Source organism: Pseudomonas sp. A6 (assembly GCF_052367875.1).
GTDB classification, from domain to species: domain Bacteria; phylum Pseudomonadota; class Gammaproteobacteria; order Pseudomonadales; family Pseudomonadaceae; genus Pseudomonas; species Pseudomonas citronellolis.
In genome coordinates this window covers 6,130,417-6,142,623 of sequence record NZ_CP198970.1, presented here as the reverse complement: position 1 = coordinate 6,142,623, position 12,207 = coordinate 6,130,417, and the positions used below count along the sequence as shown (strand labels likewise).

At 68.3% G+C, this 12,207-nt stretch carries 10 protein-coding genes; 9 read left to right on the top strand and 1 reads right to left on the bottom strand.

All coding sequences use genetic code 11. From position 1 onward, the window contains the following. Positions 1 to 121 precede the first annotated feature (121 nt). The 6 genes from aldA to ACTWJ5_RS26920 all read left to right on the top strand — a co-directional run bounded on the left by aldA (position 122) and on the right by ACTWJ5_RS26920 (position 6,861). On the top strand, positions 122 to 1,546 hold the full coding sequence (gene aldA / locus ACTWJ5_RS26945; RefSeq protein WP_444436894.1) for an aldehyde dehydrogenase: 1,425 nt from the start codon (positions 122 to 124) through the stop codon (positions 1,544 to 1,546). A gap of 88 nt (positions 1,547 to 1,634) precedes the next feature. After that, positions 1,635 to 2,933 carry an MFS transporter gene (locus ACTWJ5_RS26940; RefSeq protein WP_444436893.1) on the top strand — a complete coding sequence of 433 codons (1,299 nt, stop codon included), beginning with the start codon at positions 1,635 to 1,637 and terminating at the stop codon, positions 2,931 to 2,933. Further along, entirely contained in the window at positions 2,930 to 4,147 is a 1,218-nt protein-coding gene (locus ACTWJ5_RS26935; protein ID WP_444436892.1) for a mandelate racemase/muconate lactonizing enzyme family protein, read from the top strand. The genes ACTWJ5_RS26940 and ACTWJ5_RS26935 overlap by 4 nt, the downstream gene beginning before the upstream one ends. A 53-nt stretch (positions 4,148 to 4,200) precedes the next feature. Beyond that, positions 4,201 to 5,850: a GMC family oxidoreductase gene (locus ACTWJ5_RS26930; protein WP_444436890.1), complete on the top strand. Its 1,650-nt coding sequence runs from the start codon at positions 4,201 to 4,203 to the stop codon at positions 5,848 to 5,850. A gap of 93 nt (positions 5,851 to 5,943) precedes the next feature. Continuing rightward, positions 5,944 to 6,525, top strand: a complete 582-nt coding sequence (locus tag ACTWJ5_RS26925; RefSeq protein ID WP_009615778.1) for a DJ-1/PfpI family protein — start codon at positions 5,944 to 5,946, stop codon at positions 6,523 to 6,525. Between the two features lie 33 nt (positions 6,526 to 6,558). Beyond that, the gene (locus ACTWJ5_RS26920; protein WP_009615780.1) at positions 6,559 to 6,861 is read left to right on the top strand and encodes a ribbon-helix-helix domain-containing protein; all 303 of its coding nucleotides are present in this window, start codon (positions 6,559 to 6,561) and stop codon (positions 6,859 to 6,861) included. A 446-nt stretch (positions 6,862 to 7,307) separates the two neighbouring features. Here ACTWJ5_RS26920 and ACTWJ5_RS26915 read toward each other — a convergent pair whose 3' ends face one another. After that, positions 7,308 to 8,831 (bottom strand): fumarate hydratase, encoded by a 1,524-nt coding sequence (locus ACTWJ5_RS26915; RefSeq protein ID WP_043273308.1) that lies wholly within the window; start codon positions 8,829 to 8,831, stop codon positions 7,308 to 7,310. Between the two features lie 254 nt (positions 8,832 to 9,085). On the opposite strand from ACTWJ5_RS26915, the gene ACTWJ5_RS26910 reads away from it, so the two are divergent. From ACTWJ5_RS26910 to ACTWJ5_RS26900, 3 genes are read left to right on the top strand one after another with little or no spacing between them, the layout of a single operon-like run. Next, on the top strand, positions 9,086 to 10,213 hold the full coding sequence (locus ACTWJ5_RS26910; protein ID WP_043273307.1) for a GGDEF domain-containing protein: 1,128 nt from the start codon (positions 9,086 to 9,088) through the stop codon (positions 10,211 to 10,213). After that, positions 10,206 to 11,147, top strand: coding sequence for an iron-sulfur-binding ferredoxin reductase (locus tag ACTWJ5_RS26905; RefSeq protein WP_444436889.1), 942 nt, complete (start codon positions 10,206 to 10,208; stop codon positions 11,145 to 11,147). Before ACTWJ5_RS26910 ends, ACTWJ5_RS26905 begins: the two co-directional genes overlap by 8 nt. Positions 11,148 to 11,195: 48 nt before the next feature. After that, on the top strand, positions 11,196 to 11,969 hold the full coding sequence (locus ACTWJ5_RS26900; RefSeq protein ID WP_444436888.1) for an enoyl-CoA hydratase: 774 nt from the start codon (positions 11,196 to 11,198) through the stop codon (positions 11,967 to 11,969). Positions 11,970 to 12,207: the final 238 nt, after the last annotated feature.

Here is a 12,207-nt window from a genome sequence, read left to right as displayed (position 1 = left end):
AAGAACGACAAGAGTGTTTCCCATGCCTGCCCGCACCCGCCTGCCGGCGCGGCCTAGCGCCCGCCCCGCGTCGCTCCTGTCGTTCCTCCGCCACCGCGCTGCTTGAACCACAGGAATGCCCATGCGTACTGACCAGAACTTCATCGACGGCCGTTTCCGCGACTGCTCCGTGGCCGCCCGCATCGCCGTGTCCGACCCGGCCACCGAGGCCTGCATCGCCGAGGTGCCGGCCGCCAGCGAGGCCGAGGTGCGCCAGGCCGTGGAAGCCGCGCAACGCGCCCAGCGCGACTGGGCGAAGCTGCCGGCCATCGAGCGCGGCGAATACCTGCGGCGCTTCGCCGAGGCCATCGAGCGCAACGCCGCACGCATCGGCGAGGCGCTGGCCCGCGAGTCCGGCAAGAGCCTGCAGGACGCCACCAACGAGGCCGTCTACGCCGCGCAGATCACCCGCTACCACGCCGAGTGGGCGCGGCGCATCGAGGGCGAGGTGATCCCCAGCGACTCCCGCGACGAGACCATCCTGCTGCAACGCGAGCCGATCGGCGTGGTGGCCTGCCTGATCCCCTTCAACTACCCGGTCTACACCCTGCTGCGCAAGGTCGCCCCGGCGCTGATCACCGGCAACACGGTGGTGGTGCGGCCGAGCAACAACACCCCGACCTCGGCCTTCGAGATCGCCCGCGCCGCCGCCGAGGCCGAGCTGCCGGCCGGCGTGTTCAACGTGCTGACCATGGTCCACGAGGTCGCTGCCACGCTCTGCCAGCACCCGGCGGTGGGCATGATCACCCTGACCGGCAGTGTCGGCGCCGGGCGCACCGTGCTCGACTACTGCAAGGCCAACATCGCCAAGCCGTCGCTGGAGCTGGGCGGCAAGACCCCGGCGATCATCGAGGCCGACGCCGACCTGGAGCAGGCCGCCAGCGCCATCGCCGCGTCCAAGACCACCCACTGCGGCCAGCTGTGCACCGCCATCGAGCGCGTGTACGTGCAGGCCAGCGTGCACGACCGCTTCCTCGCCCTGCTGCGCGACAAGCTCGCCGCGGTGCGCAGCGGCGACCGCAGCGAGGACCCGAGCCGCATGGGCCCGCTGGTCAACGAGCGTTCGCGCCAGGAAATCCATGCCAAGGTGCAGCGCGCCCTGGCCGAAGGTGCGCAGCTGGAGTGCGGCGGCATGCTGCCGGAAGGGCCGGGCCACTTCTACCCGGCGACCCTGCTGAGCAATTGCCGCCAGGACATGGAGATCGTCCAGGAGGAAATCTTCGGCCCGGTGCTGCCGGTGCTGCGCTACGAGACCCTCGACGAAGCCCTGGCCATGGCCAACGACCACCAGTTCGGCCTGTCCTCGGTGCTCTACAGCGAGAACTACCGCACGGCGATGAAGGTGGCCAACGCCATCGAGGCCGGCGAGCTGTACGTCAACCGCACCCCCGCCGACCCCTACCAGGGCTTCCACGCCGGCTGGAAGCGTTCGGGCCTGGGCGGCGACGACGGCAAGCACGGGATGCTGGAGTTCACCCAGACCCGCCTGGTGGTCCTGAAGTACTGACGAGCCGCGCCGGGCGCCTGCCTGCGCCCGGCGCGCGCCGCGCTTTTCCGACAACCCGCCGGTGCCAGCGCCGGCCACGAGACGCATGATGAAAAAAACAATAAGTGCAGAGGCCATGCCCATGGCCGTTCCGTCCAGCGCCAACCTGTCGCGCTACCTGCAACTGGCGTTGCTGGTGCTCGCCGCCGGCGCCATCTACCCCATGCTCTACCTGCGCCAGGTGTACCAGAGCACCATGCTCGAGGCCCTGGCCATCAGCAACAGCGAGCTGGGCTACCTATATTCCATCCTCGGCACCGCCTTCCTGGTCAGCTACCTGCCCAGCGGCTGGCTGGCCGACCGCATCTCGCCGCGCTACCTGATCAGCTTCTCGCTGCTGGGCACCGGCGTGCTGGGCCTGTGGTACGCGCAGCTGCCCGGCTTCCAGGCGCTGCTGGCGATCTTCTGCGGTTTCGGCATCACCACCGGGCTGACCTTCTGGGCCTCGCTGATCAAGCGGGTGAACATGCTCGCCGGCGAGACCGAGCAGGGCCGCTTCTTCGGCGTGCTCGACGGCGGCCGCGGGCTGGTGGAAGCGCTGCTGGCCACCGTGGCCATCGCGCTGTTCGCCTACGTCACCGAGACCCGCGGCGAGCGCAACGCCGAAGGCCTGCAGCTGGTCATCCACCTCTACGCCGCCTGCTGCATCGTCCTCGGCGTGGTGCTGATGATGCTGCGCGACCCGCAAGGCGCGCACGGCGAACGCGCCGCCTCGGGCAAGGGCAACCTGCTGGAAGACCTGCGCACCCTGGCGCGCATCCCCGAGCTGTGGCTGGTGACCGCCATCGTGTTCTGCGGCTACCACTTCTTCTGGGCCACCTACAGCTTCTCGGCCTACCTGCAGGAAGGCGGCTTCGGCCTGAGCGCGACCATGGCCGGGCTGATCACCACCATCAAGCTGTGGATGCGCCCGGTCGGCGGCATCGGCGGCGGCTGGCTGGGCGACCGCTTCTCCAAGACCGGGGTGCTGACCTGGGCCATGCTGCTCTCGGCCCTGGGCATGCTCGGCCTGGTGCTGCTGCCGAGCCTGCACGTGCTGAGTGTGCTGGTGTTCCTGGTGATCTTCATCGGCCTGATGACCTACGCCATCCGCGGCCTGTACTGGGCCATCCTCGACGACTGCCACATCCCGCTGCGCGTCACCGGCCTGGCCATCGGCATCATTTCCCTGGTCGGCTACTCGCCGGACGTCTTCCTGCCGCTGCTCAACGGCTGGATCACCGACCGCTTCCCCGGCTTCGTCGGCTACCAGATCTATTTCTCCTACGTCGTGGCGGTGGGCCTGCTGGGCGTGGTCGCCACCCTGATCCTGAAGAAACGCATCGACAAGAGAGCGCGCCAAGCATGAAAGTCGTCTCCCTGCAGACCCACGTGGTCGCCGTCCCGCCGCCGCACATCGGCGGCATGTACTGGCTGTTCGTGACCCTCAAGACCGACTGCGGCATCGAGGGCGTCGGCGAGATCTACGCCGCCACCTTCCACCCCAGCGCGATGGTCCCGGTGATCGAGGACGTGTTCCAGCGCTACCTGCTGGACCAGGACCCGCACCACATCGAGCGCTTCTTCCGCCGCGCCTACTCCAGCGGCTTCACCCAGCGCCCCGACCTGACCATGATGGGCGTGGTCAGCGGCCTGGAAATGGCCTGCTGGGACATCGTCGGCAAGGCGGCGAACAAGCCGGTGTACGAGCTGCTCGGCGGCAAGGTCCACGAGCGCCTGCGCTCCTACACCTACCTGTACCCGAAGAACGCCCAGGGTGAGTACGACTACTCCGACGCGGACCTGGCCGCCGAATGCGCGGTGCACAACATGAACCTCGGCTTCAGCGCGCTGAAGTTCGACCCGGCCGGGCCCTACACCGCGTTCTCCGGCCACCAGCTGTCGCTGGAAGTGCTGGAGCGCTGCGAGACCTTCTGCCGCAAGATCCGCGAGGCGGTGGGCAACAAGTGCGACCTGTTGTTCGGCACCCACGGGCAGATGGTGCCGTCCTCGGCCATCCGCCTGGCCAGGCGCCTGGAGAAGTACGACCCGCTGTGGTTCGAGGAGCCCATCCCGCCGGGCCAGGAAGAGGCCATGGGCCAGGTCGCCGCCAAGACCAGCATCCCCATCGCCACCGGCGAGCGGCTGACCACCAAGTACGAGTTCTTCCGCCTGCTGCAGGCCGGCGGCGCGTCCATCCTGCAGATGAACGTGGGGCGCTGCGGCGGCCTGCTGGAAGGCAAGAAGATCGCCTCCATGGCCGAGGCCTTCTACGCGCAGATCGCCCCGCACCTGTACAACGGCCCGATCGGCGCGGCGGCCAGCTTCCAGCTGGCGACCTGCACGCCGAACTTCCTGATCCAGGAAAGCATCGGCACCTGGGACGGCTTCCACGCGGAAATCCTCAAGAAGCCGCTGCACTGGGAAGACGGCTACATCATCCCCTCCAGCGAGCCCGGCCTGGGCGTGGAGCTGGACATGGACGTGGTGCGCCGGTATTCCCCCTACACCGGCGAGCGCCTGCACCTGCAGATGGGCCCGGACCCGGTCGACGTCAAGGACAACGCCCCGGCCAAGGGCTGACACCCGCGCCCGCGCCGGCCGGCGCGGGCCCCCTTACTTGCGGTACGAGATTCATGACTTACGACTACATCATCGTCGGCGCCGGCTCGGCCGGCTGCATCCTGGCCAGCCGCCTGAGCGAGTCCGGCGAGTACAACGTCCTGCTGCTGGAGGCCGGCGGCAAGGATTCCTCGCCCTGGTTCAAGGTGCCGGTGGGCTTCGCCAAGCTCTACTACAACCCGACCTTCAACTGGATGTACTACAGCCAGCCGCAGCAGCAGCTCGCCGGCCGCCAGCTGTATGCGCCGCGCGGGAAGGTGCAGGGAGGCTCCGGCTCGATCAACGCGATGATCTACGTGCGCGGCCAGGCCCACGACTTCGACGACTGGGCGGCCAACGGCAACGACGGCTGGTCGTTCAAGGAGGTGCTGCCGTACTTCCGCAAGCTGGAATCGCACCCGCTGGGCGACAGCGAGTACCACGGCGGCAGCGGGCCGATCCGCATCAGCCCGATGAAGGGCCACACCCACCCGATCTGCGACGCCTTCCTCGAGGGCTGCGAGGAGCTCGGCTACCCGCGCAGCGAGGACTTCAACGGCACGCATTTCGAAGGCGCCGGCATCTACGACGTCAACACCCGCGACGGCCAGCGCTGCTCCAGCAGCTTCGCCTACCTGCACCCGGCGCTGGGCCGGCCGAACCTGAACATCGAGCGCCACGCCCAGGTGGAACGCGTGCTGTTCGACGAGAACAGGCGCGCCGTCGGCGTGAGCCTCAACCAGCATGGCGTGCAGCGCGAATTCCGCGCGCGCCGCGAAGTGATACTGGCGGCCGGCGCGGTGGATTCGCCGAAGCTGCTGCAACTCTCCGGCGTGGCCGACCGCGAGCTGCTGCGCCAGCATCACATCCCGGAAGTGCTGCACCTGCCGGCGGTGGGCAAGAACCTCCAGGACCACCTGTGCGTCAGCTACTACTACAAGGCCAACGTGCGCACCCTCAACGACGACTTCGGCTCGCTGCTGGGCCAGGCCAAGCTGGGCCTGGAGTACCTGTTCACGCGCAAGGGGCCGCTGTCCATGAGCGTCAACCAGAGCGGCGGTTTCTTCCGTAGCGACGACGGGCAGGCGCACCCGAACCTGCAGCTGTACTTCAACCCGCTGTCCTACCAGATTCCCAAGAGCAGCAAGGCCAGCCTCAAGCCGGAGCCGTACTCGGGCTTCCTGCTGTGCTTCAACCCGTGCCGGCCGACCAGCCGCGGCGAGGTGCGCATCGCCTCGAAGAACCCGGCCGACGCGGCGCTGATCGACCCCAACTACCTGAGCACGCAGAAGGACATAGACGAGGCCATCCAGGGCAGCCGGCTGATCCGCAAGATCATGAATGCACCGGCGCTCAAGGCTGTGACTGTGGAAGAGGTGCTGCCGGGTGCGGCGGTGCAGTCCGACGAGGCCATGCTGCAGTACTTCCGCGAGAACTGCGGCTCCATCTACCACCTGTGCGGCAGCTGCGCCATGGGCGCCGACCCGCAGTCCAGCGTGGTCGACAAGCGCCTGCGGGTGCACGGCATCGAGGGCCTGCGCGTGGTGGATGCGTCGATCTTCCCCAACGTCACCTCCGGCAACACCAACGCGGCGGTGATGATGGTGGCGGAGAAGGGCGCCGAGCTGATCCTGGAGGATGCCCGCCAGGTCCAGGCCGAAGCGCCGCAGCGCCTGGCGGTGTAGTAGCGGCCTATTACCCGCCGCGGCGGGGAGTGGCTAACCTGTCTGGCATGCCCGGCCACCCATGGCCGGGCCTCTGCCCGGAGGAATGCTGCGATGGCCGCGAAGAAGATTCTGATGCTGGTCGGCGACTACGCCGAGGACTACGAAACCATGGTGCCCTTCCAGGCGCTGCAGATGGTCGGCCACGTCGTCCACGCGGCGTGCCCGGACAAGAAGGCCGGGCAGAGCGTGCGCACCGCCATCCACGACTTCGAGGGCGACCAGACCTACAGCGAGAAGCCGGGGCACAACTTCGCCCTCAACGCTGACTTCGCCACTGTTCGCGCTGAAGACTACGACGCGCTGCTGATCCCCGGCGGCCGCGCCCCGGAATACCTGCGCCTGAACGCCAGGGTGATCGAACTGGTGAAGGCCTTCGACGCCGCGAAGAAACCCATCGCCGCCGTCTGCCACGGCGCCCAGCTGCTGGCCGCGGCCGGCGTGCTCAAGGGCCGCTCCTGCAGCGCCTACCCGGCCTGCGGCCCGGAAGTGAAGCTGGCCGGCGGCGAATACGTGGATATCCCGGTGGACGCCGCCCACGTCGATGGCAACCTGGTCAGCGCCCCGGCCTGGCCGGCGCATCCGGCGTGGCTGGCGAAGTTCCTCGAAGTGCTCGGCACGAAGATCAGCCTGTAGACTGGCGAGCGCGCCTAAAGAAGGAGGCAGAGCATGTGCGAACTCTACGTGAAGGCCGACCCGATCCTCTACGAGTCGCGCTCCCGGTCCCTGCGCATCCGCGGCGTGGTCACCACCCTGCGCCTGGAGAACCAGTTCTGGGACATCCTGCGGGAGATCGCCGAAGTGGACGGCATGACCACCAACCAGCTGATCGCCAAGCTCTACGACGAGGTGATGGACTATCGCGGCGAAGTGGTCAACTTCGCCTCCTTCCTGCGCGTGAGCTGCACCCGCTACCTGGCACAGCGCCGCGACAACATCGTGGAGCTGAGCCGGGTGCCGCGCAGCGCCTGATCCTGTAGGAGCGGGCCCTGCCCGCGATTTCGCGCGCAGGGCGCGAATGCCGCAGGTGGGGCAGCGTAGGAGCGGATCTCATCCGCGATCCGCGCCTACGGTTTCGTGTGCGCCCGGCCCTGTAGGAGCGAGCTTGCTCGCGAACAAACTCCGCTGCGGGACATCAGGTTCGCGAGCAAGCTCGCTCCTACGAAAAGCCGTGCTCGCCTGTAACGCAGGACTCCGTCCGTGATGCTTCGGAAACCGGCCCTGCCGGCGCAATCGCGGATGAATCCGCTCCTACGGTCCGTTCGTAGGGCGCATAACTGTTCGCGGTTATCCGCCGGTGGCGTTGGCGCGGGGGCCGGTGGCGGATAACGCCTGGGGCGTTATGCGCCCTACGGTTTCCGCAGGCATGAAAAAACCCGGCGCATGGCCGGGCTTTTTCTTGGCGCGAAAGCGAAAGCTTACTTCACTTCCACCGCCAGGCTGTGGGCGATCTTGTCTTTCCAGATCGCCGGGCCGGTGATGTGTACCGACTCGCCGTTGGTGTCGACCGCCACGGTCACCGGCATGTCCTTCACGTCGAACTCGTAGATCGCTTCCATGCCCAGTTCGGCGAAGGCCAGGACCCTGGACTTCTTGATCGCCTGGGCCACCAGGTAGGCGGCGCCGCCGACGGCCATCAGGTATACGGCCTTGTTGTCCTTGATCGCCTCGATGGCGATCGGGCCGCGCTCGGACTTGCCGATCATGCCCAGCAGGCCGGTGCTTTCCAGGATCTGGCGGGTGAACTTGTCCATGCGGGTGGCGGTGGTCGGGCCGGCCGGGCCGACCACTTCGTCGCCTACCGGGTCGACCGGGCCGACGTAGTAGATGAAGCGGCCCTTCAGGTCCACCGGCAGCTCTTCGCCCTTGTTCAGCATGTCGACCATGCGCTTGTGCGCGGCGTCGCGGCCGGTGAGCATCTTGCCGTTGAGCAGCAGGGTCTCGCCCGGTTTCCAGCTCTGCACTTCTTCCGGGGTGATCTTGTCCAGATCGACGCGGCGCGCGGAGGGGCCGGCTTCCCAGACGATTTCCGGGTAGGCGTCCAGCGGCGGCGCTTCCAGCTCGGCCGGGCCGGAGCCGTCGAGCACGAAGTGGGCGTGACGGGTGGCGGCGCAGTTGGGGATCATGCACACCGGCAGCGAGGCGGCGTGGGTCGGGTAGTCCATGATCTTCACGTCGAGCACGGTGGTCAGGCCGCCCAGGCCCTGGGCGCCGATGCCCAGCTGGTTGACCTTGTCGAACAGCTCCAGGCGCAGTTCCTCGATGCGGTTCTGCGGGCCGCGAGCCTTCAGCTCGTGGATGTCGATCGGGTCCATCAGGACTTCCTTCGCCATCACCGCGGCCTTCTCGGCGGTGCCGCCGATGCCGATGCCGAGCATGCCCGGCGGGCACCAGCCGGCGCCCATGGTCGGGACGGTCTTGAGCACCCAGTCGACGATGGAGTCGGACGGGTTGAGCATGGCCATCTTCGACTTGTTCTCCGAGCCGCCGCCCTTGGCCGCGACGTCCACTTCCACGGTGTTGCCCGGGACGATGGAGTAGTGGATCACCGCCGGGGTGTTGTCCTTGGTGTTCTTACGCGCACCGGCCGGGTCGGCCAGGATGGAGGCGCGCAGGACGTTCTCCGGCAGGTTGTAGGCGCGGCGCACGCCTTCGTTGATCATGTCGTCGACGCTCATGGTGGCGCCGTCCCAGCGCACGTCCATGCCGACGCGGACGAACACGGTGACGATACCGGTGTCCTGGCAGATCGGGCGGTGGCCGGTGGCGCACATGCGCGAGTTGATGAGGATCTGCGCCATGGAATCGCGGGCGGCCGGCGATTCTTCGCGCAGGTACGCCTCATGCATGGCCTGGATGAAATCGACCGGGTGGTAATAGGAGATGAACTGCAGGGCATCGGCGACGCTCTGGATGAGGTCGTCTTGCTTGATCACGGCCATGGAGCACGGTCCTCTTCAGGCGGGTATGTCAGGCGGGAATCTCAGGCGGCTAAGCCACGTACACCGAACGCGTCCGGTCAGGCACCGGCGCAAAAAGGGCGCCGTAGTATAGCGCCGTGCCAGGGCCGGGCGCACGCGCCGGCGATCCGACCTTGGTCGGCAGGGGCGGCAAGCGCCCACTTTCCGGTCGGCTAGGCATGCTGTGGCTTTGATAGTAGAGTGAGGGCCAAGTGCCATTACGGGATGGAGCCCCCATGAGCACACCGAGTTCCCCGCTGAAGCAGCGCGCCCTCCAAAAACTATTGTTCAGGCGGTTCGGCATGGCCCTCGGCACCTACGCGATGGCCCTGCTGCTGCTCTGGCTGACCGTGATCGGCGACTTCTACCATGGCTCCCCGGCGCTGGCGCTGGCCGCCACCCTGTGCGCCGTGGCCAGCCAGGCGGTGTTCTTCTGGCTGTTCGCCAGCGGCCGCAACCAGCGCTTCGTCGACGCCAGCCTGACCGAGCCGCAGGTGCTGGTGGCGCTGGTCTGGACCACCTTCTTCCTGGCCCATGTCGACAGCGTGCGCGGCACCCTGATGGTGCTCTACGTGCTGATCCTGCTGTTCGGCGTGTTCCAGTTGCAGCCACGGGTGTTCGCCCGTTGCGCGGGCCTGGCCTTCATCGCCTTCGCCGGCCTCAACCTCTGGGAAGCCTTCCGCCAGCGCCTGCAATTGCCCGGGCAGGCCGTGCTGCAACTGCTGGTGCTGTTCATCGTGCTGGTCTGGCTGACGCTGTTCGCCGGCTACGTGCAGGCCCTGCGCCAGCGCATGCGCCAACGCCGCTACGCGCTGCAGGCGCACCAGGACACCCTGCGCGGGATGATGCGCCAGCTGGAAGACCTGGTGGCCACCGACGAACTCACCGGGCTGTTCAACCGCCGCCATTTCCTGCGCCTGGCCGGACGCGCGCTGGACGATCTGGACGAGGGGCAGCGCCATGGCCTGGCGCTGATCGACCTCGACCACTTCAAGCGCATCAACGACGTCCACGGCCATTCCGCCGGCGACCGCGTGCTGCAGACCTTCGCCGCGGTGGCGCGGGCCTGCCTGCGCGAGGGCGACGTGCTGGCGCGCTACGGCGGCGAGGAGTTCGTGCTGCTGCTGCCCGAGGCCGACAGCGACCGCCTCGCCGCCTGCTGCGAGCGCCTGCGCCAGGCCTATGCGGCGGCCGAGCCGATGGGCGTGGAAGTGCCGGTGCTGAGCCTTTCCGCCGGCATGACGCTGCTGCAGAGCGGCGACGATCTCGACGAGGCCTTGCAGCGGGCCGACCAGGCGCTCTACCGTGCCAAACGCAGCGGACGCAATCGCTGCGAGGCGGCATGGGAGGAGAGCGATGCCTGAACTGCATGCCGGTGGCCGGCACTGGGAAGTGGCCGCCGGAAGCAACCTGCTGGATGCCCTGCGCGCCGAGGGGATCGCCATTCCCTACAGCTGCCGCGCGGGCAGTTGCCATGCCTGCCTGGTGCGCTGCAGCAGCGGGGAGCTGCTGGATGAGCGCCCCGAGGCGCTGGACGCCGCGCGCCGCGCCGAGGGCTGGCGCCTGGCCTGCCAGTGCCGGGTGGTAGAGGACTGCGCTGTCGAGGTCTTCGATCCCCAGCGTGACGGCCTGCCGGCGACGGTCGCCGAGCTGGACTGGCCGGCGGCGGACATTCTGCGTCTGCGTCTGTGCCTGCAGCCGCAACGGCCCTTGCGCTACCGCGCCGGCCAGCACCTGGTGCTGTGGCTGGGCGAGGTGGCGCGGCCCTATTCCCTGGCCAGCCTGCCGGGCGCCGAGCCCTGGCTGGAATTCCACATCGCCTGCCAGGCCCCCGGCGCCTTCTGCGACGCGGCGCGCCAGCTGCGGGTGGGCGACGAACTGCGCCTGGGCGAACTGCGCGGCGGCGCGTTGCATTACGACCCCGAATGGCAGGAACGCCCGCTGCTGCTGATGGCCAGCGGCACCGGCCTGGCGCCGCTGTGGGGCATCCTGCGCCAGGCCCTGGCCGGAGGGCACCAGGGGCCGATCCGCTTGCTGCACCTGGTGCGCACGCCGGCCGAGCACTACCTGGCGGCGGAACTGGCGGCGCTGGCCGCGGCCCATCCCGACCTGCAGGTGACGCTGGCGCTGCCGGCCGATCTGGACGCGCATCTGGCGCAATTCCGTCTTGTCTCGCGGCGAAGCATCGCCTTACTCTGCGGCCAGCCCGCCAGCGTCGAGCGCTTCGCCCGCCACCTGTACCTGGCCGGCGTGCCGCGCGGCCAGACCCTGGCCGACCTGTTCCTCTCCCACGCCTGAGCCGGGCCGTAGAGCCCGGCCGCCACAGCCTGCTGCCAAGGAGTTGCCATGAGCCAACAGATTCTCGTCGAGCGCGAACAGGGCCTGCTGACCCTGCGCCTGAACCGCGCGGACAAGATGAACGCGCTGACCCGGGAAATGTACGCGGCCCTGGCCGACGCCCTGGAGGCCGCCGAGCACGATCGCGGCGTGCGCGTGGTGCTGATCGCCGGCAACGCCGAGTGCTTCACCGCCGGCAACGACATCCACGATTTCCTCCAGTACCCGCCCAGCGGCCAGGACAGCCCGGTGTTCCGCTTCATGCGCGCGCTGATGGAGTTCAGCAAGCCGGTGCTGGCGGCTGTGGCCGGCCCGGCAGTAGGCATCGGCACCACCCTGCTGCTGCACTGCGACCAGGTCTTCGTGGCCCGCGGCGCCAAGCTGAAGATGCCCTTCGTCAACCTCGGCCTGTGCCCGGAGTTCGGTTCCAGCTTCCTGGTGCCGCGCCTGCTCGGCCACGTCCGCGCCGCCAGCCTGCTGATGCGCGGCGACGGCTTCAGCGGTGAACAGGCGGTGGCCTTCGGCATCGCCAACGAAGCCCTGGCCGACGGCGCCGCCGCCCTCGAACGCGCCCGCGAAGTGGCCCAGAGCCTGCAGGTCCTGCCGCCGGCGGCCCTGGCGCTGAGCAAGCGCCTGCTCAAGGCGCCCTACATCGATGAACTGCGCAAGGTGGTGGCGGAAGAGGGCGAACTGTTCGTCCAGCGCCTGAGTTCGCCGGAGGCTCTGGAGGCCCTGAGCGCCTTCACCCAGCGCCGCCAGCCGGACTTCTCGCGCTTCGCCTGAGCTGGCCAGCTGCCCACAGAAACTGTGGGCAGAGCTGTGCATAACCTTGGGGCCAACTGCCCGGGCGCCCGCCGGGCCTGGGTTGGGCGGTGTTGTTCGGTATTTGATCCATTGTCCGTTTCGCTGTTGGCCAGGGTCTGCGTAAGTGCCTGATTTGGTGGGATTGTCCTACAGCCGGCCGGTGGGGCGGGTTGTGCGATCAGCGCACGGGGCTTGCCCACAATAACTGTGGGAAGGC